The sequence below is a fragment of the Alistipes sp. genome (assembly GCF_048465575.1).
Classification (GTDB): Bacteria; Bacteroidota; Bacteroidia; order Bacteroidales; family Rikenellaceae; genus Alistipes.
The window spans coordinates 81,721-103,696 of sequence record NZ_DBFWLG010000009.1 but is presented as its reverse complement, the minus strand read 5'-3'; the positions used below and the strand labels follow the sequence as shown (position 1 = coordinate 103,696).

General features: G+C 59.9%; 21 protein-coding genes. 16 read left to right on the top strand and 5 right to left on the bottom strand.

The genetic code is table 11. The features are described 5' to 3' along the window. Window positions 1-13 precede the first annotated feature (13 nt). From yut to ACMQ11_RS03125, 4 genes are read left to right on the top strand one after another with little or no spacing between them, the layout of a single operon-like run. Window positions 14-1,177 (top strand): urea transporter, encoded by a 1,164-nt coding sequence (gene yut / locus ACMQ11_RS03140; protein ID WP_418991214.1) that lies wholly within the window; start codon window positions 14-16, stop codon window positions 1,175-1,177. A 12-nt stretch (window positions 1,178-1,189) separates the two neighbouring features. Then, window positions 1,190-2,176, top strand: coding sequence for an energy-coupling factor ABC transporter permease (locus tag ACMQ11_RS03135; protein WP_418991213.1), 987 nt, complete (start codon window positions 1,190-1,192; stop codon window positions 2,174-2,176). After that, window positions 2,173-2,982 carry a cobalt ECF transporter T component CbiQ gene (cbiQ, locus tag ACMQ11_RS03130; protein ID WP_418991212.1) on the top strand — a complete coding sequence of 270 codons (810 nt, stop codon included), beginning with the start codon at window positions 2,173-2,175 and terminating at the stop codon, window positions 2,980-2,982. The genes ACMQ11_RS03135 and cbiQ overlap by 4 nt, the downstream gene beginning before the upstream one ends. A 6-nt stretch (window positions 2,983-2,988) precedes the next feature. Beyond that, entirely contained in the window at window positions 2,989-3,753 is a 765-nt protein-coding gene (locus ACMQ11_RS03125; RefSeq protein ID WP_418991211.1) for an energy-coupling factor ABC transporter ATP-binding protein, read from the top strand. Here ACMQ11_RS03125 and ACMQ11_RS03120 read toward each other — a convergent pair. Next, the gene (locus tag ACMQ11_RS03120) at window positions 3,723-5,096 is read right to left on the bottom strand and encodes an MFS transporter (RefSeq protein WP_418991210.1); all 1,374 of its coding nucleotides are present in this window, start codon (window positions 5,094-5,096) and stop codon (window positions 3,723-3,725) included. The genes ACMQ11_RS03125 and ACMQ11_RS03120 overlap by 31 nt on opposite strands. A 163-nt stretch (window positions 5,097-5,259) precedes the next feature. Between ACMQ11_RS03120 and ACMQ11_RS03115 the strand changes: the two genes are divergently transcribed. The 3 genes from ACMQ11_RS03115 (at window position 5,260) to ACMQ11_RS03105 (ending at window position 10,505) form a co-directional block, all read left to right on the top strand. Then, complete coding sequence (locus ACMQ11_RS03115) at window positions 5,260-7,257, top strand: glycoside hydrolase family 97 protein (RefSeq protein WP_418991209.1); 1,998 nt, start codon at window positions 5,260-5,262, stop codon at window positions 7,255-7,257. Beyond that, the gene (locus ACMQ11_RS03110) at window positions 7,254-7,919 is read left to right on the top strand and encodes a hypothetical protein (protein ID WP_418991207.1); all 666 of its coding nucleotides are present in this window, start codon (window positions 7,254-7,256) and stop codon (window positions 7,917-7,919) included. The genes ACMQ11_RS03115 and ACMQ11_RS03110 overlap by 4 nt, the downstream gene beginning before the upstream one ends. A 231-nt stretch (window positions 7,920-8,150) precedes the next feature. Continuing rightward, window positions 8,151-10,505 carry an outer membrane beta-barrel protein gene (locus tag ACMQ11_RS03105; RefSeq protein WP_418991206.1) on the top strand — a complete coding sequence of 785 codons (2,355 nt, stop codon included), beginning with the start codon at window positions 8,151-8,153 and terminating at the stop codon, window positions 10,503-10,505. A 67-nt stretch (window positions 10,506-10,572) separates the two neighbouring features. Here the strand turns inward: ACMQ11_RS03105 and ACMQ11_RS03100 are convergent, their stop codons facing one another. The 4 genes from ACMQ11_RS03100 to ACMQ11_RS03085 all read right to left on the bottom strand — a co-directional run bounded on the left by ACMQ11_RS03100 (window position 10,573) and on the right by ACMQ11_RS03085 (window position 13,283). Further along, complete coding sequence (locus ACMQ11_RS03100) at window positions 10,573-10,794, bottom strand: DUF2795 domain-containing protein (RefSeq protein ID WP_019150042.1); 222 nt, start codon at window positions 10,792-10,794, stop codon at window positions 10,573-10,575. A gap of 157 nt (window positions 10,795-10,951) precedes the next feature. Continuing rightward, window positions 10,952-11,506, bottom strand: a complete 555-nt coding sequence (locus ACMQ11_RS03095) for a cob(I)yrinic acid a,c-diamide adenosyltransferase (RefSeq protein WP_418991205.1) — start codon at window positions 11,504-11,506, stop codon at window positions 10,952-10,954. Further along, window positions 11,503-12,015, bottom strand: a complete 513-nt coding sequence (locus ACMQ11_RS03090; protein ID WP_418991204.1) for a hypothetical protein — start codon at window positions 12,013-12,015, stop codon at window positions 11,503-11,505. Before ACMQ11_RS03090 ends, ACMQ11_RS03095 begins: the two co-directional genes overlap by 4 nt. Further along, the gene (locus tag ACMQ11_RS03085) at window positions 12,012-13,283 is read right to left on the bottom strand and encodes an NAD(P)/FAD-dependent oxidoreductase (protein WP_418991203.1); all 1,272 of its coding nucleotides are present in this window, start codon (window positions 13,281-13,283) and stop codon (window positions 12,012-12,014) included. Before ACMQ11_RS03085 ends, ACMQ11_RS03090 begins: the two co-directional genes overlap by 4 nt. A 175-nt stretch (window positions 13,284-13,458) precedes the next feature. Between ACMQ11_RS03085 and ACMQ11_RS03080 the strand changes: the two genes are divergently transcribed. The 9 genes from ACMQ11_RS03080 (at window position 13,459) to ACMQ11_RS03040 (ending at window position 21,960) form a co-directional block, all read left to right on the top strand. Next, a complete protein-coding gene (locus ACMQ11_RS03080) occupies window positions 13,459-14,394 on the top strand; it encodes a transcription antitermination protein NusB (protein ID WP_418991202.1) in 936 nt (311 codons plus the stop codon). Window positions 14,395-14,398: 4 nt separating this feature from the next. After that, window positions 14,399-14,809, top strand: a complete 411-nt coding sequence (locus tag ACMQ11_RS03075; RefSeq protein WP_418991201.1) for a DUF1573 domain-containing protein — start codon at window positions 14,399-14,401, stop codon at window positions 14,807-14,809. Between the two features lie 75 nt (window positions 14,810-14,884). Further along, complete coding sequence (gene yajC, locus ACMQ11_RS03070; protein ID WP_418991200.1) at window positions 14,885-15,205, top strand: preprotein translocase subunit YajC; 321 nt, start codon at window positions 14,885-14,887, stop codon at window positions 15,203-15,205. A 394-nt stretch (window positions 15,206-15,599) separates the two neighbouring features. Next, window positions 15,600-17,330, top strand: coding sequence for a helix-turn-helix domain-containing protein (locus ACMQ11_RS03065; protein WP_418991199.1), 1,731 nt, complete (start codon window positions 15,600-15,602; stop codon window positions 17,328-17,330). Window positions 17,331-17,437: 107 nt separating this feature from the next. Further along, window positions 17,438-17,818, top strand: coding sequence for a helix-turn-helix domain-containing protein (locus ACMQ11_RS03060; protein WP_418991198.1), 381 nt, complete (start codon window positions 17,438-17,440; stop codon window positions 17,816-17,818). Continuing rightward, entirely contained in the window at window positions 17,815-18,888 is a 1,074-nt protein-coding gene (locus tag ACMQ11_RS03055; protein WP_418991197.1) for a DUF3575 domain-containing protein, read from the top strand. Before ACMQ11_RS03060 ends, ACMQ11_RS03055 begins: the two co-directional genes overlap by 4 nt. Window positions 18,889-18,908: 20 nt before the next feature. Next, window positions 18,909-20,105 carry a BACON domain-containing protein gene (locus ACMQ11_RS03050; RefSeq protein WP_418991196.1) on the top strand — a complete coding sequence of 399 codons (1,197 nt, stop codon included), beginning with the start codon at window positions 18,909-18,911 and terminating at the stop codon, window positions 20,103-20,105. Window positions 20,106-20,139: 34 nt separating this feature from the next. Then, the gene (locus ACMQ11_RS03045; protein ID WP_418991195.1) at window positions 20,140-20,988 is read left to right on the top strand and encodes a hypothetical protein; all 849 of its coding nucleotides are present in this window, start codon (window positions 20,140-20,142) and stop codon (window positions 20,986-20,988) included. Between the two features lie 39 nt (window positions 20,989-21,027). Further along, window positions 21,028-21,960 carry a fimbrillin family protein gene (locus tag ACMQ11_RS03040; protein ID WP_418991194.1) on the top strand — a complete coding sequence of 311 codons (933 nt, stop codon included), beginning with the start codon at window positions 21,028-21,030 and terminating at the stop codon, window positions 21,958-21,960. Window positions 21,961-21,976 lie beyond the last annotated feature (16 nt).

Below are 21,976 nucleotides of genomic sequence, written 5' to 3'. Positions count from 1 at the left end.
AAAACTTTTGAATATGGCAAACACGATTACAATGTCGAACGGGATGAACCTCCTGTCGTTCGATTTTCTGAAAATTCTGCTGCGCGGCACGGGCCAGGTGATGTTCCAGAACAGCGCATGGACCGGCCTGCTGTTCATCATCGGCATCTTCTGGGGCGCCTATGCCGAGGGGCTGGGCGTCGTGGCCTGGGGCGCGCTGGTCGGCGTCATCGTCTCCACGATCACGGGCTACCTGATCGGATTCCCGGCCAGGGACGGCGAGCAGGGATTGTGGGGCTTCAACGGCGTGCTCGTCGGGTGTGCTTTCCCCACGTTCCTGGGTAACACCATCTGGATGTGGCTGGCGCTGATTCTCTGCGCGGCCCTGACAACCTGGGTACGCACGGGCTTCAACAACGTCATGGCGCCCTGGAGGGTCAATTCGTTCACATTCCCGTTCGTCTTCACAACCTGGATGTTCCTGCTGGCCGCACGGGCCATGAACGGAATGCCTCCCACCCACATGGCCGTTCCGGCTCTGCCCGAGGTGTTCTCGTCGGTGGAAAACATCCGCTTCGGATCGCTGATCGTCTACTGGCTCAAAGGCGTCGCCCAGGTCTTTCTGATCGATTCGTGGGTCACGGGGCTTCTCTTCCTCATCGGGTTGGCCCTTTGCAGCCGTTGGGCTGCGTTGTGGGCCGCGATCGGATCGGCGCTGGCGCTCTTCGTCGCCCTGATCTTCAAGGCTTCGGGATTCGAGATCGCACACGGGCTGTACGGCTTCAGCGCCGTGCTGACGGCCATCGCGCTGGCCACAGTCTTCTACAAGCCCAATCGGCGCTCGGCGCTCTGGGCCATACTGGGTATTCTGGTAACGCTCTTCATCCAGGCGGGCATGAACGTGCTGCTCGAACCGGTCGGTCTTGCGACCTTGACCGGACCGTTCTGCATCGCCACGTGGCTGTTCCTCCTGCCGCATATCCAGCTGGACGAACAGGAGAAACCCGACCATTCGAACTGGTATCCCGAGAACAAGAAGCACCTGAGGGATCAGCAGCCGCTCATCAAGATGCCCGCAGAGCAAACCGCGGACACCTCGCTGGCGATCGTTCCGGGTGCCGAGGTAAAAGATGAAACCCCCGGACGGAAGAGCGACGATTCGAGCGAAAACCGACGTAAAGAATCCCCGAAAAGGTAACCGACGATGCACATGTCCGACGCACTGGTCTCCCCGCCGGTATTCATCCTCACGGGAGCCGTTTCGCTGGCACTGCTGGGAACGGCAGTCTGGAAAGTAAAACGCGAGCGGAACGACCGCCCGGCAAACGGACGCGAACGGGAGCATCTTTTGCCCCTGATGGGGGTCATGGGCGCTTTCATTTTCGCGGCCCAGATGATCAATTTCTCCATTCCGGGCACCGGTTCCAGCGGCCATCTGGTAGGAGGCATTCTGCTCGCAGCGATCCTGGGGCCCTGGGCAGGGCTGCTTACGCTTGCGTCGGTGCTGGTGATCCAGTGTCTTCTCTTTGCCGACGGCGGTTTCATGGCCCTGGGATGCAATATCCTGAACATGGCGGTGCTTTCGTGTCTGGTGGCCTACCCGCTGGTCTTCCGACCGCTGATGAAGCCCAACGCTTCGGCGGCACGGATTCTGACCGCCTCGCTCCTGGCAAGCGTCGTCTCGCTGGAGCTGGGCGCAGCGGCCGTCACGCTCGAGACCGAACTTTCGGACATCACGGCCCTGCCGACGGGACGGTTTCTGCTCTTCATGCTCCCGATCCACCTGGTGATCGGAATCGGAGAGGGTCTGGCCACCGCGGCCGTGATCGGCGTGGTGCAGCGATACAAACCCGAGCTGCTCGCCGAAGCCGCCACGCAACCGGCCCCGGGCAGGCGCAAACTGGGAAAAGCCCTTGCCGTGATCGCACTGGCCGCGCTTTTGATCGGCGGATCGTTCTCGTGGCTCGCCTCGTCGAAGCCGGACGGGCTGGAGTGGTCGATCGAAAAGGTGACCGGAGGTACCGACCTCGAAGCCGCCGAAGAGGGATTGCACGGCACGAGCGCCCGCATTCAGCAGACAACGGCCCTCATGCCCGACTACGACACCTCGCTGGCGGGGATCATCGGCAGCGGCGCGATTCTCGCCGCCGTTTTTGGCGCGTCCTATTTGATGCGTGCCGGGCAGAAACAACCATGAAAAACCGGCTGCAATACGTCCTGTCGGAATTGGATGCAATGGAGCGGACCGCGCTGAGGCAAAGTCCGCTCCACTGTCTTGACGTGCGCGCCAAACTCCTCGTCACGGTGGTCTTTCTCGTCACGATGCTCTCCGTACCGCTCACCCGGCTGTCGGAGCTGCTGCTCTATTTCACTTTTCCGATCCTCACGGCGGCGATGGGCGGACTGGATTACCGGAAGGTGTTCCGGCGCTCGCTGGCGGTGCTGCCGTTCGTGGCATTCGTCGGCTTCTTCAACCTTTTCTACGACCGCCAGCCGGCGTTCATGGTCGGCTCCGTCGTCGTAACAAGCGGGTGGATCTCTTTTCTCTCGATCATCCTGCGCGGTCTCCTGTCGGTGCAGGCGCTGCTCTTGCTGATCCAGAGCACGGGCTATTACAACATGTGCCGGGGCATGCAGCGGCTCGGCGTGCCGGCGTTGTTTACCACGCAACTGCTGTTCGTCTACCGCTATCTGTACGTGCTGATCGAAGAGGCGCTGGCCATGCAGCGGGCCCGCGACGCCCGCAGTTTCGGCCGGGGTTCCTATCCGCTGAAAGTGTGGGGTACGATGATCGGACAACTGCTGATCCGTTCGTTCGAGCGCTCCGAACGGATCGGATGCGCCATGCTCGCGCGCGGTTTCAGGGGCTGCATCCCGGCAGGAATCTACGACCTGCCGGCCTGGAATAGACGCGATACACTGTTCCTCGCGGCATGGAGCGCCGTACTGTTCGCCATGCGGGTGTTCCGACCCGTAGAGACCCTTTCCGCACTCCTAAACTGAAACCGCATGAGCCACCACTACCTCCGGTTCAACGACGTGCATTACCGCTACCCCAACGGCTTCGAAGCCCTCGGGGGCGTATCGCTGTGCATCACCCACGGAGAGAAAGTCGCACTGGTAGGCGCCAACGGCGCCGGGAAATCGACCCTCCTGCTGCATACCAACGGATTGCTGATGCCCTCGTCGGGCGAGGTCGTCGTAGGGGGTATCACCCTGACGCGAAAGACCGTGAACCTGGTTCGCCAGTCGGTCGGACTGGTGTTTCAGGACCCGGACAACCAACTCTTCATGCCGACGGTCGAGGAGGACGTGGCGTTCGGCCCCTCGAATATGGGACTGACGGCCGGGGAGATCGAGAGCCGCGTCGTGGAAGCGCTCGAAGCGGTCGGCGCCCTGGGCTTGCGCAAGCAGTCGCCCTACCACCTCTCGGGCGGGCAGAAAAAGAGCGTCTCGATAGCGACCGTGCTGTCGATGGGCCCCTCGATCCTGGTGCTCGACGAACCTACGGCCAATCTCGACCCGCGGGCGCGGCGGCAGACGATCGAACTCTTGGGCCGCTTCAGCCATACGATGCTCGTGGCCACGCACGACATGGAGCTGGTCTGGGAGTTGTGTCCGCGCACACTGGCGATGCAGGGCGGACGAATCGTCGCGGATGGTACGACACGCTCCGTTTTCAACGATACGGAACTGCTCGAAGCATGCGGACTGGAGCGCCCCTGCAGGATGGAGCAGCCGGGTCAGCGGTCGTGCCGCAGTTCGGGACGATAACCGCTGCCGCGGTTCGGCAGCACCTTGTGTCCGACAACGGCCGTTATCAGAGCGCCTAACAGCTGCGTGGCGATCGTGACGAGCAGCGCCAGCCCGGCACCGCCCCATTCGAGCAGCATCGGGATGAACAGCACGCCGACAACGGCGCCCAGTTTACCGAACGCTGCGGCCAGCCCCGCCCCCGCGCCGCGTTCGGCCACGGAGTAGATTTGCGGCGGAATGATGAAAGTCATCAGGTGCGGCCCCGCGTTGAGGAACAGTTCGAAAAGCATGAATCCCGCCACGGCGATCCAGACGGGCCAATGGAGCTCGTAAGCCGCCAGCAGCAGCGCCATTCCCGCGGCGCAGAGCAGAAAACCCCAGGTTTGGGTGCGCACATGGTACCAGCGGTTGACGAGCACGAGCCCCAGCACGAAACCGGGCAGGATGAAGAGATTGATATAGGTGGTCAGTTGCACCGAGTGTATGATCCGGGCAAACGGCGCTTCTGAGACGCTCTCCAGCCCGAGCGCCAGAATCAGCACGGGCAGGAACACGCCGATCCCGTAGACCCCTACCCCCTCGCAGGCCCAGGGAATGCCGCTGAACAGCACTTTTTTGATATTTCCGCGGCGAAACAGATCGCTCCACCCCACTTTCGGCGTGTCCTTGCGCCGCGGGCGATTTCGCAGCTCGTTGATCTCGACATCCTTACCCAGAAAGTACTGCACGGCGCGCTCCGCTTCGCCGTCCCGGTCGCGTGCGAAGAGCCAGCCGGGACTCTGTTCGAAGCGGATGCGGCTGAGAAACATGGCCAGGGAGAAAACCGAAACGAGCAGCAGCAGGCGGTTCCACAGCCGGGGATCGTCCCAACTGCTCAGCAGAAAGAAAGAGATGCCCGCCACCACGATATTACCCACCGACGAGGAGGCTTTGGCCACGCCGACCATCATCAGCCGCCAGCGCCGGGGCATGATCTCCGAAATGTAGTCCGAATCGAGACTGTATTCGCCGCCGATCCCCAGCCCCATCAGGAAGAGCCCGACGACCAGCCCCGCCAGGTTGTCCGCTAAGAACGCAAGCAGCGACGCAGCCAGCACAACGAGCGGACAGAGCCGGAAAAAAAGGAGGTAGCCCTTTCGGTCGCTCCACTCACCGAAAATTACCGAACCGACCATAATACCGACAAGACTCGTACACGCGACAGCGCCCTGTGCCAGCGACGACAGTTCGGCGTGGCGCAGCAACTGGATCATCGGCAGGATGATTCCCACCAGCGTGGCCAGTCCGGCGCCCAGCACCTGCCCCAGCGAAGCGACGATCAGCACCCGAAAATGGCCCCAGCGGAGGGGCATCGTATCCATATCGACTTTTTTACCGACCATCTTTTCTGTGTTTTCCCTTTGAGGCCAAAAAATATGCCATACGCCCTGCGGCTCTTGCTCGCTTTTTTCTTCCGAGGATTTTTGGTTTCCGGATGCAAAAAGCTATATTTGCGGTTAAAAACGATCCAGACCCTACCGAACCATGAAAACCGCAAGCAAACTTATCCTCACGGGCGCCCTGCTGTCCGCACTCTTCATTGCAGGCTGCACCCCCTCTGCCCCCGAGGCGGTTTCGCCCGACGGAAACATCGCCGTGAAAGTCCGACTCGACAGCCTGGGCGCTGTCCAATATTCGATTACAGCTTTCGAAGAGGCGGTCGTGCCTCTTTCGGCAATGGGTTTCGCAGCCCGTGAAACGAACCTTGCGGACGGATTCCGCATAAAACGCGTCCGCCGCACCGCGCGCGATGAGACGTGGAGCCAGCCCTGGGGCGAGAACAAGGTCAACCGCGACCGCCACAACGAAATGGCCGTCGAACTGGAGAACGCCGAGGGCGTGGCACTGACGCTCCGCTTCCGGGTGTTCGACGACGGCGTCGGATTCCGCTACGAATACCGCACGCCGTGCGATTCGCTGCACATCCTGGACGAGCGTACCGGGTTCCGGCTCGCCGGCGATGGCATGTCGTGGTCGATACCCGGAAATTTCGAGACCTACGAACTGCCATACCGCGAACTGCCCGTAGCGGAAATAGCCGACGCCAACACGCCCTTTACGTTCCGCACGCCGGGCGGGCTCTACGGCAGCATCCACGAAGCCGCGCTGTACGATTTCGCTGAGATGACCCTCCGTCGCAGCGGCGAAGAGCTCAAGGCCGAGCTGGCTCCGTGGCCCGATGGCGTGCGAGTCCGCAAAGGCGGGGAGTTCATTTCGCCCTGGCGGACCGTGCAGATAGGCCGCAAGCCGGTCGACCTCATCAATTCGGCCCTGATTCTCAACCTAAACGAACCCTCAAAGATCGCCGACACGTCGTGGATCAAACCGCAGAAATACGTGGGTGTCTGGTGGGGCATGCACCTGGGCACCCAGACCTGGACGATGGGTCCGCGCCACGGAGCGACCACAGAAAACGCCCTGCGTCATATCGATTTTGCGGCAGCCAATCGAATCCAGGGGGTACTGTTCGAGGGGTGGAACGTCGGCTGGGAGAACTGGGGCGGCAACCAGCATTTCGATTACATCGAACCCTATGCCGATTTCGACCTCGAACGCATCGCCCACTACGCCCGCGAAAAAGACGTCGAACTATGGATGCACAACGAGACGGGCGGCAACATCCCTGAATACGAAGCCGCAATGGAACGCGCCATGAAGCGCTATGCCGAACTGGGCGTCCATACGCTCAAGACGGGTTATGCAGGCGGATTCAAGGGCGGCTACAAGCACCATTCGCAGTACGGCGTGCGCCACTACCAGCGGGTAGTCGAAACGGCTGCGAAATACCAGCTGATGCTCGATGCGCACGAACCCATCAAGGAGACCGGCATTCGCCGCACATGGCCCAACATGATGACCCGCGAGGGAGCCCGGGGCATGGAGTGGAACGCCTGGTCGGAGGGTAACTCGGCGGAATACCTCTGCACTTTGCCATTCGTGCGCCTGCTCTCGGGCCCGATGGACTACACGCCGGGGATTTTCGACATCGATTATTCGCGCGCCAAGGCCGACAAGGGCCGGCTCAAGTGGAACGGCGACAACGAGCACTGCTCGATCAAGACCACCCTTGCCCGCCAGATCGCCAACTGGGTGCTGATCTACTCTCCGCTCCAAATGGCCGCCGACCTGGTGGAAAACTACGAGGGGCATCCGGCGTTTCAGTTCTTCCGCAATTTCGACGCCGACTCAGACTGGTCCCGGGCGCTCGACGGACAGATCGGCGACTACATCGTCGTGGCTCGCCGCGCGGGCGACCGTTTCTTCCTCGGAGCCGGCACCGACGCTTCGGCCCGGACGCTCCGGCAGCCGCTCGGATTCCTCCGCGAGGGAGTTTCCTACCGCGCCACGATCTATGCCGACGATCCGACATCGGACGATCCCGAAGCCTACCGGATCTCCGAGCGCCGGGTAACCTCCGCCGATACGCTGGCGATCGAGATGGCCGCACGCGGCGGGCAGGCCATAACATTTATCCCGGAATGAGAACACGCTGCGTTACTTTCCTGGCACTCTGCCTGAGTGCTCTTACGGCCTGTGAAAAAGACGAGCCGCTGCATTACCCGGTGACAATGCGTTTCAGCCGGATCGAACCCGCCTCCGATTATCAGTTTTACATAGGAGGGAAAAGAGTCGACGATCCGGCCCGGATGCAACGGTTCCGCGACACGCCGATCCGGGTATACCCCGCGGGCGGTGGCACGGAGCTGTTCTACTGGGCCGAGCCCGACGGCTCGCAGTTCGACCGCATCGACTTTCCGGACAGGGACCATTTCCGGATGCTGTGGGCACAGGGAGGCGAGGACGGATTTGACATCCTTCGCCACGACGGCCTGCTGGTGATGGTCCATCCGGAAGCCCCCGAATACATGGAAGAGCCGGTGTTCCGGATGCTGCGCTGGCGGGAGGGGGACATCGACGTTTTTCATCCTCAGATTGGGATGATACACAAGTGCCTGTGGGGTCGCTTCACCTCGGAACACCGCTTCGAAATGGAGTGGATGCAGCTCCGCACGCGATTTGCCAGCATGACCGATACGGAAATGATAAATCAATACTCAAACAGCATCGATCTTGCGAAAGTCCACCGGATGGGACCGCGCGACACGATGGTGGTGCGGCATTACAAAATGATTTTTACACGGTAGAGGTATTGCAATAAAAACACAATAAGCGCAATCAACAATTGCATTAGCGCTTAATTTTCAGCTTTTTATGGATGGAACAGGCATTTTATTTCTATTTTTACGGCATACCGAATAAAACGCAACCCCATCATGCTGAAAATTTTTACCCGCTTTTGCCTCTTGTTGCTGCTTGCAGCCCGGACCGCAACAGCCCAAATCCCTTTGGAAACACCCGAGAAATTTACCGGGACCGTGCTGGACTCTTCCACGGGGGCACCCATCCCCTATGCAACCGTCGTCTTGCTGGGGCGTGACAGCACGGTGATTCGGGCAGGGGTAACGGATACGGAGGGGAAATTCCGATTGTCGATGAAGAGCGGAACGGCGGTCGAAAAGGTGACCGTCAGTTTCGTGGGCTACCAGACTCTCGTCCTCGCGGCCGAAGCCGAAGAGTTGGGCGTGCTCCGCCTGCAGCCGCAGGCGTATGCCATCGACGGCGTTTCGGTAGTGGGCGCCCGCCCGCTGGTCGAGATGGAGCGGGACAAAATCATCTACAACGTCCAGTCCGACCCCATTGCCGCGGGCAGCCAGCTGGTAGACGTTATGCGCCGGGTGCCGCTGCTTGCGGTGGACGGCGAAGGAGAGGTCACGCTGGCGGGAGATGAAAAATTTACCCTGCTTGTCAACGGCCGCAAATCGGAATTCTATGCCCGCAACCTGAAAAATATTCTGAACTCGCTCCCCGCCGCGGTCATCAAGCAGATCGAAGTTTCGACCGGTCCCTCGACCCGGTACAGCAACTCGCCCGGCAATGCCGGTACGATCAATATCGTGTTCGACCGCAGTTTTTCGCGTCTCTTCACCGGTTCGGTCGGCATGACGGCCAACACCCGGGGCAATTACAGTCCTAATCTTTTCCTGATGGGTACGGCGGGTAAATTCACCGCATCGGCTCTGGTCAGCTATGCCGACAACGTGGTCAATCCGTTCCGCAGCACCGAAGAGTTTCTGAACACGGAAAGCGGTACGCGGCGCCTGACCGAGATGACGCTGCACGATGCGAAACGGGATCGGACTCTTCCCGTATCGCTCGATATGGTCTACGAAATCGACACGTGCAACCTTCTCAATCTGACCCTTTCGTACGACACCCACCGCTCCGGCAGCGAGGTGGACAACCTGCGGACGGATTTCGATGCCGCTCTGACCGAGACACGAAAATATGCCGGCTCGGACTTTTTGAATTCGAAAGAGTACTCCTACTCGGGCGGGCTTCTCTACCAGCACCTCTTCTCCCGCCCGGACCATATCCTGTCGGTGGAGTACAAATACGCCGATTCCGAGAACCGCAGCGATCAGTCCTCCGCCTACCGTGGCATGCTGGATTACGCGGACCGCGACTACCGCCTCGACCGCAGCGGCACCACCCGCCAGCACAGCGCTTCGGTCGACTACGACAATACGATCAGCAAGAAGCACCAGATTCAGGCCGGACTGCGATACACCTACCGCAACAGCATGGACGACAATCTGAGCGCTTCTTGGACCGATCCCGACACACCCACCCGGATCGACGGACAGACGGATTACACGCAGCAGATTCTGTTCGGATACGCACGCTACATGATCACGTTAAAAAATTTTTATGCAGGGGCTGGCGGTCAGTTCGATGCCATGTCCGACCGGATGAAAAACCGGGTCGACACCCGCCGCACCGACAACAAGCACGACTTTTTCAATGCCGTTCCCCATATCAACGTCGGCTATTCAAAAAAAGGGATACGCTTTTCGGTCTGGTATTCGCAAACGATCGAGCGGCCCAGTTCGAGCGTCCTCGATCCGTTCGTCGACGACAGCGATCCCGACCGGGTCAGCTACGGCAATCCCGATCTGAAGAGCGTAGTCACACACTCTATCTTTATGAATTTCAACATTGCACGCCCAAAATACCGCTTCTTGCTTATGGGACGGCACAACTGGAGCAATAACGACATGCAGACCTTTACCGCTCTGAACAGCGCCGGAAAATACGAAACTACCTACCAAAACATCGGCCGCTACCGCGACAGCAGGCTCATGCTTTGGACCGGATACTATTTCTCGCAGATCAGCAACATCGGTCTCGAACTCAACAGTTCGTATATCGACATCGACCCGCGCAACGGGATGCCTGCCCGAAGCGGGTTCTCTTATGGCGGGACAATTTCAGCAATGGTCGAACTTTGGAAACAGAGCTACGTTTACGCTCAGGTGGGCTACAACGAGAACAAGTTGACACTGCAAAGTGAGACGAAAGGCTATTTCGACAGCTCGATCAGCCTGCATCAGAATCTCTTCAAGAAAAAACTCAACATCGTCGTAACTTACAACAACCCTTTACACAAGAGACTGAAGATCAAAACATTCACGGAGGGCATCGGCTACTCGAGCAACCTGGTGAACCTGCGGGAGCATATTCGCTACGTCGGATTCCGCGTAACCTACCGCTTCGGTCAGGCGCAGCGGCGTCGGCAGCCCATGCGCTCCAGCATCGAGGACAGCAACGACAACCTGATCGCACCCGAAAAGAGCAAACTGCAACAGGCGACTGCAACGGATGGCAGGTGACAGGTACAGCCCTCATACAGAAGCAGCTCGGTTTTCCAACCGAGCCGCTTTGCTGTAACTGATACCGTTAGTATTCTTCCTCGTTGAAAAAGAAATCGTCTTTGGAGGGGTAGTCGGGCCAAATATCTTCGATCGATTCGTAAATCTCTCCTTCGTCCTCGATCTCCTGCAAGTTTTCGAGCACTTCGAGAGGTGCTCCCGAACGCACCGCATAATCGATCAGCTCCTCTTTCGTTGCGGGCCAGGGTGCATCTTCGAGCTTCGACGCCAATTCAAGTGTCCAATACATATGCCTAATTTTTTATGTCCATTATTTCAGCAGTTTACATGCCTTTCACAGGCAGAATCCCGCTGCGACCGATTTGCAAAAGTATAAAAAAAACGAGAAATCCAAAGAAAAAAAGGGAAAACATACGCCTGTTTCACACAACTGGCTGAGCGTCTATTCATTCGGCTATCCACAACACTTCCTCCACTCCATAGTGCGCCGTAAGCGTGCGCCCCAGAAGATAGAAATAGTCCGAAAGGCGGTTGAGCCAAACCAGCGCAGTCGCATCGACTCCGTATCGATGGTCGGCACGCAGCGCGGCGCGTTCCGCCCGACGGCAAACCGTGCGGCAGACGTGGCACAACGAAACGGATGCATGGCCGCCCGGAATCGTGAAGCGGTCGAGCGGTTGCAGCGCAGCCTGCATCGCGTCGATGCGGCTTTCGAGCCAGGCGACGCATGCGGGCGACAACGACGGAACATGCTCGCAGCCCGACGACCCGCAGGCCAGCAGGGCTTCGACGGTCATCAGCCGCGAGAGGATGCGGCTCAGGTCGTCCGCATACGCTTTCAGGGAGGGATCGGTCCGCAGGTTGTCGGCCAAGAGAGCCACGAAAGCCGACAATTCGTCCACCGAGCCGTACGCTTCGACCCGCTCGTCGGTCTTGAAGACCCGCTCGCCGCCGACGAGCGACGTCATGCCCTGGTCTCCGGTCTTGGTATATACTTTCATAACTTGAAATGTTGTTTCGGCAAGTGGTTGTTGAAAAGCAGCAGATAACCCCGGTTATCCACCGTGGTGGAGCGGTGGGATGCCACGATCTGCCGGCACAAAGCCTGACGGACGATCCCCTCGCAGGGCGCCAGAATCGCCACGGTGCTGCCCGATCGGGCAGCGGCCCGTACTGCGGCCAGCGTCTCCCTGCGCGGCAGTTCGCGCGTCAATATGCAAAGATCGGCCCCTGCACGATCCAGGCCAAACGTGTGCAGGCCGCAGTAAATCGCCAGATTCTGCAACTGCACGGCACGGCGCGGAGCCACGCCCCGCTCCAGCAACGCACGGTAGAGTGACCGATCCCCGGGCAGTAAATCGCTGCGCATCAAAACATGGCGCACAATGTCGTAAACAAAGGGAGAGTGGACGCCGTGGCCGCGGAAATGCCGGGCACGCGACAAGCGGTTGCGGAGTTCCGCCACACGGCCCGCGAGCCGGACCCGGAGGATGTGTCCGCCGAGCTTCATTTTTTAAGCATTCCGGCCAGCCGGCCCGTCGAAAAGGCGATCTGGAGGTTGTAGCCCCCCGTATTGGCGTCCAGATCGAGCACCTCGCCGGCGAAATAGAGCCCCTTGACCTTGAGCGACTCCATCGTGCAGGGGTTCACCTCGTCGCAGCGCACGCCGCCTGCCGTGGTGACGGCATATTCGAACGGGGCATAGTCGGTGATGGGGAACGTCAGGCACTTGAGCGCAGCGATCAGGCGTTCGATCCGGTCTTCGGTAAGTTTCGAAACGTAGTTTCTCGGCGGAATCTCCAGCTCATTGGCCAGCAGCATGACCAGCGGTTTGGGAACCAGTTTGCGCAGCAACTCCCCGAAGAACTCCGTAGGAGCCATTTCGGCGATCTCGCGGGCAATGCGCTCGCGCAGTATCTCCGCGGTAAGGGCCGGCTTGAGGTCGAGCGTGAGTTTCACATCCCGTTCGTCGATAAGCGCATCCACGGCATCGCGGCTCATCCGGAGCGCCACGGCCCCCTCGATCCCGCGCTCCGAAAAGCCGATCTCGCCGAACTCTTCACGCACCGGTTCGTTGTCGATCAGAAGCACGGCCTTGACGTTGCGCAGCAGCAGTCCGTCGAGGTTTCCGATCCGGGGATGCGACGAGACGAGCGGCGTCAGCGAGGGACGGAGCGGTTCGATGGTATGTCCCAGGTCGGCGGCAAAGGCGTATCCGTCGCCCGTCGAACCCGTAGCGGGATAGGAGACGCCGCCCGTGGTGAGGATCACCTGCGCACACTCCTCTTTGCGCTCGAAGCCCCGTTTGTTGACATACCGGACACCGAACACCTTGTCGCCCAAGGTCATGATCTGCGTTACGCGCGTGTCGTAGAGAATCTTGACCCCGTTCTCGAAGCAGTAGGCCAGGAGGGCATTGGCGATGTCCCAGGCCTTGCCGCTCTTGGGAAAGACGCGGTCGCCGCGCTCGATATCGAGCTTCACGCCGGCCCGTTCGAAGAAGCGGATCGTGGAGCGATTGTTGAACTCGGCGAACGCGGGGGCGAAAAACACGGCGTTGGTGCGGACCTGCGATGCGAACTCCTCGGCCGGGCGCGCGTTCGTCACGTTGCAGCGCCCCTTGCCCGTGATGCGGACCTTGCGGCCCGATTTGTCCATCTTTTCCAGCAGCAGCACCCGCTTACCCGCCTGCGCCGCCGTGCCGGCAGCCATCATGCCTGCGGCACCCGCACCGACGACGATCACGTCGAAAGGCTGTTTTTCCTCGATCTGTTCCATACGGGTGCAAAGATAGGAAGAATTAAAATGAAGAATTAAAAAATTAAGAATTAAAAATTTCAAAACGGCAGCCAAGTACCGGAAACGATTTGCCATACAGACCATTTTTCATTTTTAATTTTTCATTTTTAATTTATATCCTTACCTTTGCGCCCGTTAAAACGTTCTCGAAAATATGTTAAGCAGAAGATTACTTCGTATCAAGGTCGTCAAGGCGCTGTTCGCCCACCTCAAATCGGGCGCCGACAACTTGATCACCTCCGAAAAGACGCTCATGGCGTCCGTGGACAAAGCCTACGACCTCTATTTCCAGATACTGATCCTCCCCGTCGAACTGGCCCGCTATGCCGAGCAGCGTCAGGAGATGGCCCGCCAGAAGAAGCTGCCCACATTCGAGGACCTCAACCCCAACCGCAAATTCGTAGACAACGCCGTGATCCGGATCATCGCCAACAGCGATTCGGTGAACGACTGCGTCGCCGCCAAAAAACTGGGCTGGGCCCGCTATCCAGAGCTGATCCGCACCCTCTATGCGCAACTTGCCGAGAGCGACTATTTCCGCGACTACATGCAGCGCGAGGAACGTTCGCTGGACGACGACCGCAAACTGCTCGAAACGTTCTTCAAGGAGTTGCAGAACTGCGAGCCGCTGGACGAGGTGCTCGAGGAGATGTCGATCCTGTGGAGCGACGACCTGCCCTATATCGTCATGATGATCCTCAGAACGCTCTCCAACCTGCGACCGTCGCACACCGAACTGCGGGTGAGCAGCAAGTTCAAGAGCGACGAGGACCCCGAGTTCGTCCGCACGCTCTTCGAAAAGTCGCTCGTCAACTATGCCGCTTATCAGGAATATATCGAAAAATTCACTGCGAACTGGGATGTGGAGCGCATCGTCTTCATGGACAACCTCATCATCGGCACGGCCATGGCTGAGCTCACGTCGTTCCCCTCGATTCCCGTCAAGGTGACCCTCGACGAGTGGATCGAAATCTCGAAATACTACTCCACGCCCGGCAGCAGCACTTTCATCAACGGCGTACTGGACAAGATCGTCGAGTCGCTCACCGAGGAGGGACGCATCGAGAAATCAGGCCGCGGTCTGATCTGACGTCATGCGTGCGCTTTCGCTCGCAGTGCTTGTACTGCTCTGCGCCGCCTGCCGCCAGCGGCCCGCGCCGAGGGAATACAAAGGCCGGATTATCACGCTCACGGACTCGATTCTCACCGCGGGCGGCACGGACACCATCCGTTTCGGACGCCTCGGTTCGGGCGAAATCGCTTCGCTCGGCTTCCGGCTCTCGAACACCGCCTCGCGGCCCGTGGCCGTCGTCACATATGCCCGCAACTGCGGATGCACGACTTTGGAATTTGATTCCGAGCCGATTGCGCCGGGCCAGGCGCGGCAGCTGACGCTCCTCTTTGACTCGCGCGGCCAGCACGGCTGGCAATTGAAGACCGTCGATTTGACCCTTTCGGGCGCTCCGCGTCCCCTGCGGTTGTTTGTCGAAGCGGAAATCGAGTAAAGTCTTGCATTTCCGCCAATAATTCCTATCTTTGCAGCGTTAACCGCTCGGCAAACATTCAAAAAACGAAAGAATATGATTAATTTTCTTCAGGCGGCTCCCATCGAACCCCAGCCGGGATTCATGCAGCAGTACAGTTTCATCATCATGATCGGCCTGATGGTGCTGGTCCTTTGGCTCTTCATGTGGCGTCCCGAAGCCAAGCGCCGCAAGGCCATGCAGGCTTTCCGCGAGGGGCTGAAAAAGGGCGACAAGGTCATCACCGCCGGCGGCATCTACGGCGTGGTCAAGGAGATCAAGGAGACCACGCTCCTGATCGAGGTGGACGGCAACGTAACGCTGCGTATCGACAAGAACATGGTCGTGGCGGACAACAGCGACCTGCAACGCCAGTAGTCGGATAAACAGCGTCTACGGGCGCACGAAAACGGCACTGCCGAGGGGGGGGGAATTTTTAAGCGCCTCTTAAAATTACCCCCTTTTCGGCGGTGCTTTTTCGTATCTTTTGTAGTCGAGAAACAATAAATTCACTACAAACGTATGAAAGAATAAAAAATGACTGCTTCCTCCTATCCCGGGGAAATCGCACCGAAAATGAGATTGCCCGGGGTGTTCCTGCCTCAATAATATATCCCGAAAAAGTCTTCAGGTTCTTTATAATTGTCTATTTTTGCACGACAATACGATGTACAACCGGATGAAGTGCCGACTTATATATCTGTTTTTCCTTGCGCTCGTGCTGCCGTCCTCCCCCCCCCTCGCAGCACGGGACACGAACCCCTTGCTCGAAATGGTCGGCAAGGAATGCCACCACTATTTCGACCGATACGAATCGCTCTGCGACAGCCTGTTCTCGGGCGATTCGCTTGCGCGCGTCCGGCTCGTGCAACTCTTCACCGAAGCCGCCCAAGCCGATCCGACCGGTGTCTGGGAGCTCGACCGACAGCGGATTGCAGGCCATGTGCGCTTTTACGAGAGCCGGAAAGGAGGTTATACCCCTTCGGCGGACTATACCGCCGAGCGCTTTGCGGAAGACTTGCTGGCCATTGCCCGCACGGCCGAAAAGAGCGGGTTGGAGGCCCTCCGGCTGCGGGCGCTGTTCAATGCCGCCTCCGTGTACCGCATTTTCGCGTGCGACTACCAGCGTGCATTCTCCCTTTATCTGGAGGCGGCCGCCCGGGCAGCGAATGTACCGCTGGGTGAGTTCCCGTGGAAATTCTACCTCTATCTCGAAATAGCCGATTTCTATTACTCGTTCAGGGAATACGCCGAGGCCGCGCGTTTCTACCGCCTGATCGCCGAAGACGAGGAGATGATTGCGGACAATCACCGGCTCTATCCGGCACTCAACGGACTGGGGTTGTGCTACCGCAGCGAAGCCGATTTCGAAAGGTCCGACTCCTGTTTTCTTCGCATACTGGAGCTCTCGGCGCCCATCGGGGAGGACCGGTATGTCTGGGAGGGTATCGCGGGCGGAAATGTCGGCTACAATTTCTACCTGCGGGGCGATAACGACCGGGCACTCGCCTGGATGGAGCCTGCGCTGGCGAAGATGAAGCGCCCCAACGACGACCCGTTCGCCGCAAGCCTGGCTGCAAAAATCGCAGACATTTACTTGCAGCGCGGTGATCTGACCAATGGCGGGAACTTCCTGCACAGGGCGCTCGATTTCCACCGCCGCACGCGCCTGCCGCAAAAGGACAGTCGCCTGCTGGAGGTGGAGACCCGCTACCAAACGCTGCGCGGCGACCGGCGCAAAGCCGACGCCTGCCTCGATGCTGCACTCCGCGCCAAAGAGCGCGAGCAGGAGGCGTTCAGCGGGCTGGTGCTGCGGCGCCTGGAACAACAGTTGCGCGCCGCCGACCGCAAGGTGCACGAACAGGAACTCGGCACGGAAAAGATCCGCAGCAGAATGTACCGCCGGACAGCCCTGCTCGTCTCTGTCGCACTGGGCGTGATCCTGCTGCTGCTGGTTCTGGTTTGCGTCTACTACCGCCGTACGCGGACCGCCTACCGGGAACTGGTGCGCAAAAGCCAGCGGTGGGCCGGGGTGGAAGCGGAACGCGGGGCCGCTGTTTCGGGAGACTGCGAGCCGCTGGAGAGGGTTGATGACACAGCCGAAAGCAGTTCCTCTTGCCGGACCGAGCCGCAGAAAGCGCAGGCCGAACCCGAAGCGTTCGACCGCACGATCATGCACGCGGTCGAGAGGGCCGTCATCGACGGGAAGATGTACCGGCAGGCCGATCTGACGCTCGACATGCTGGCGGCCGCAACCGGATACAGCCGTTACTACCTCTCGGGGGCGTTGAACCGCTGCACTGGCGTGAATTTCAACGCTTATGTCAACGAATTGCGGATCAAGGAGGCCGTGCGCCTGATGTCCGACCCGGCCAATGCAACCCTGACGGTCGATGCCATCGCGTTCGACGCGGGTTTCAATGACCGCAAGAATTTCTACCGCGTATTCAAAAAGGTCACGGGGCTCTCGCCGACCCAGTTCCGCCGCAATATCGCCTCCTGAAAGGGCGGCGGTACTTTTCCGAACAGGACGCAATTCAACAATTGCGTCCTGTTTGTGTTCCGTGTGTCCTACTTTTGGAGTGTCCCCAGCAAACCGGACTCCCGACGATGGACACGAAAGATCACCGCATCCGTTTTTACCGCGACCTGGCCGCAAGACTCCGCGACGAGCTGACCGAGCACAAGCTCTATCTCGATCCGCGGTTTTCGCTTGACGATGCGGCGTCGCGTCTGGGCGTATCGCGCTACGACCTCTCCCGTGCGGCGAACGGATTGCTGGGGACAAGTTTCTGCCGTCTGGTCAATGAACTGCGGATCGCCGAAGCCCTGCGGCTGATGCGCTCGCCAGGTGGAGGAGAACTGAAAATCAGGCGGATCGCCCTTTTGGCCGGGTTCTCCGACCGCAAGAATTTCATGCGCGTCTGCAAACGGATCACGGGCCTCTCCCCGTCGCAACTCAAAGCACAATCAAATACCTCGAAACCATGAGAAAAATTTTGACACTCGGGCTGCTCCTTGCGGTTGCAAACGTCTTCGGACAGGAGCCGAACGATGCGAAAACGGTCACGTTCCGGTTCTTGCCCGCCAGCGATGCGTTCTACGTTCCCTGGGCGGGAAACGGCGCGGAGCTGGAGCGGCTGTACGTTTTGGTGGACAGCTGTCGGGCGGAAATAGCCGCAGGTTCGATACCCTTGTATGTGGACGGCTACTGCGCCTCGCTGCCGACCGTGCGGGAAAATCTCCGCACGGCCCGTGTCCGCGCCAACCGCGTCAAATCGGAACTGATTACGGTGAAAGGGCTCGAAGAGGCCCATTTCATTACCGCCAACCATGCCGTACCCTGCGACGGCAGGCGGGATGTGGTGGTCGTTACGCTGCGCATTCCGGCCGGGGAACCGCAGGCGGTCGTGCCGGAGGAGCCCCGCAAGGAGGAGCCCGCCGAGGTCGTCTCCCCTCCGCATCCTGCGGCCAAACCGGAGCCTGCGGCCGAGCCCGCGCCCGCGCTTGCGGCAACGTCCGAACCAGCCGCCGCACCTGCCAAACCCTACTGCGTGGCCGTGCGGACGAACGTGCTCTACGACGCGCTGCTGCTGCCGACGCTTGGGGTGGAGTGGCGCCTGACCCGCGATGCGGGGATCAAACTCGACGGCAGCCGCTCATGGTGGGGCGACCGGCATGGCAAGGTGCAGAAAATCTGGCTCCTCAGCCCCGAGGTGCGGTGGTATCTGCTCCGTGACAAGCGCTTTTACGCGGGCGTGTCGGCCAATTTCGGCCGGTTCAATCTTTACCGGTACGCCCTCGGCGGCATCGTGTCCAAACAGACGGGCTATCAGGGTTCGCTGTGGGGCGCGGGGTTGACAGTGGGCTACCAGCTGCCGCTTTCGCGCCGCTGGGCGGTCGATTTCAACCTCGGACTGGGCTATACCCGCTTCGAATACGACACGTTCGGCATCACCAACCGCGTGCGGGTATACAAGGAGCGAGACCGAAGCCGGAATTGCTGGGGGCCGACGCAGGCAGGCATATCGCTCGTGTGGACAATAGGCGGAAAACGATAACAATTTCTCAGATAATGAATATGAAAACGACGACAACGAAGCAAACTCTGGACTGCCCCGGCGCGGGCGGCAGCCCGTTCACGGCGCGCGCGAAACGAATTGCAACCGGCGTACTGACCGCCGCCGCGCTGCTGTCAACAGCCTGCGGCAACGACGATTCCGGCGGCGACCCCTACGTGACGATCTCTCCGGCAACGGCTGCCATCGCTTTCAGCGCCGAGGCCGCCGAAAGTTACACCTACAAAGTCTCTACCAACCAGCCCGTCTGGCTGCCGATCACCGACCAGTCGTGGTGCAAGGTGGAGATGAATCCCTCGGAGGGAACCTTTACCGTCACGGCCCTGCCCAACGACAAGACGGCGGCGCCTCCTCCCGCGACGATCACCGTCACGGCCGGCAAGGCGGCCCCGGTGACGATCAACGCGACGCAGGAGGCCGCAGCCGAATGCGACGTGTATGTTTCGGGCTCGTACCAGACCGCGGATTACAATACGTTCGCCTGCTATTGGAAGAACGGCGTGCAAAAGGCCCTCCCCGTTCCCTCGGGAACGGTCGACAGCCATTGCACGTCGATCGCCGCTTCGGGCGGTTCGATTTATCTGTCGGGCAACATGGGCGGTACGGGATGCTACTGGAAAGACGGCGAGGTCCATATCGCCGGACAACTCTACATCTCGGCTTTGGGTTACTCAGCCAATATCGCTACCTATTGGAAAGACGGCAATGCGAAATCCCTCACCGCACCCGTCACCACGAATGAATCCGACGCCATGTGTATGGCCTGTTCGGGCGGCTCGGTCTATATCGGCGGCTGTTACTCATCGGAGGGTGTGAGGTACCCCTGCTATTGGGTCGGCGAAGCGTGTACGCCGCTGACCGACGTGCCGCAGGGGATGGATGACTGCTCGGTTCAGTCGATAGCGGTCGTGAACGGAACGGTTTACGCCGCGGGAACCTGCATGAACAGCCAGCGGGATGCGGTCTTATGCTGGACGAACGGAAAGCATACCGAACTGCCGCTGCCCGCGGGTGCATACAACGCCAAGGTTCCGGGCATTGCGGTGGCCGGCGGAAAGGTCTTTGTCGCGGGCCAGTATCAGGACCGGACAAACAAGACCTGCGCATGCTACTGGGTCAATGGCAGGCGGACCGACCTGCCGAAAGGCACGGATGCGGAGAATTTCTTTGTCACCGGAATCGCCGTAGTGAAAAGGTAGCCGCGCCGTTGCGAACGGGCTAAAACAGCAAATTATGAAAACTTATATGAAAATAGCGGCGGCGGGAGCATGCTTGCTCCTGGCGGCCTGCGACGTGAACGACCCGATCTACAACACGGCGCATCCCGACAAGGGAACGCTCACGCTCACCACCGACTGGAGCGGGATCGGTCAGGGACTTGCGGTGCCCGAAAGCTATACGGTGCGCGTGGGCGACTACACTGCCACGCTCGTCGGCGCGACCAACACGCTCGACCGCCTGTTCGAACCGGGCACCTGCCGGATGCTGGTCTGCAACATCCCCACCAATATCCGCATCGAGGGCAACGTGGCGCAAGCCGGCCTCGACGGCACGTACAACCCCGGCTGGCTCTTCTCGTGCGCGGCGGAGGTGACGATCTCACCCGATACCGACCACGCCTGCACAGCCGTGATGCGGCAGCAGGTGCGCGAGCTGACGCTGGCGGTCGCACCCACGGGCGATGCCGTCGCACGGATCGTATCGGTCGGCGGAACGCTGCGGGGAGTCGCTTGCAAGGTGGATCTGGAAAACGGGACCCACTCCCTGCCCGGTGCGGTGGCATGCTCTTTTTCGAAGATCGCCGGGGGAGCCGAAGCCGGAAAATGGGCTGCGACCCTGCGGCTGCTGGGCGTGGTACCGGGCGAGAAAATCGAACTGGACCTCGCTATCCGGTTCCGGGACGACAATCCCGGGCCCATGACCGTCACGAGCGATCTGACGTCCGCCCTGGCGGGATTCAACGACGACAAGCGTACGCCCCTCACCCTGGACGGCCGCGTGGTCGAAACCCCGTCGGAAGCCGGATTCGCGGGGACGATCGACAACTGGACGCCCGTTACCGGCAGCGGGGCGGCCGACTGACAAAATCAAATCTATTCACATAACCAATTCGAGAAAATCATGAAAGCATCTCCTCTTTTTGCAACCCTTATCGCCACGCTGGCTCTCTGTTCGTGCGACAAGAACGACACGCTCCCGCGCAACGACGACGGAGCGGTCCGGTTCAGCTCCGGAATCGACGCCCTCCCGCCCCAGTCCCGCGTCACGGTCGACGACCAGGGCAACGCCCGCTGGAATGCCGCCGATCCCATCGGCATCTACATGGTCGGCCACGGCACGGGCGAAATAGCGGGCCAGGCCGCCAACATCTTATATTTGGTGGACAGGGGAGGGGCACAAACGACGTTCACGGCTTCCGCGAACAAAATCTACTACCCGCTCGCCAATGGGGCCAAGGTAGATTTCATCGCCTACCATCCCCACAACGCGGCATTGACGGATTTCTCGTACCCCATCGACCTTACGCAACAGAAACCCCAGAGCGCCATCGACCTCATGACCGCCCGTGCCGACAACGACGGCGTCGGGTACGACAAGCAGGACGGACGCGAGGGCGGGGAGGTGAAACTCGCTTTCACACACCGGTTGGTGAAGCTGGTGATAAAAGTCTCGAAAGACGCCTCGGTTCCCGGAAAGGTCACGACGGTCAAGATTAACGGCATGAATACCACCGCCACGTTCGACCTGAAAGGCGTGGACGGACTTACCGGGCCGGGCGGGCCGAAAGAGATCACGGCTTATGCGGCGCCCTCTTTCCCCGGCACGAGGTTCGAAGCGATTCTGCTGCCCGCCGCGCTCGGCGAGGCCCACAGCGTGACTTTCCACACCGACCAGAACGAGGCCTATACGTGGTCGATCCACAACCAGATTCCGGTTCTCGAGGCGGGCAAAATGTATGTCTATACCATCAACGTCACCAAACGAACCCTCTCCGCCTCGGGAAGCATCCATGCGTGGACCGGCGGCTCGACCGGAACCGGGACGGCGGAATAACCTCGAAAACGTGCAT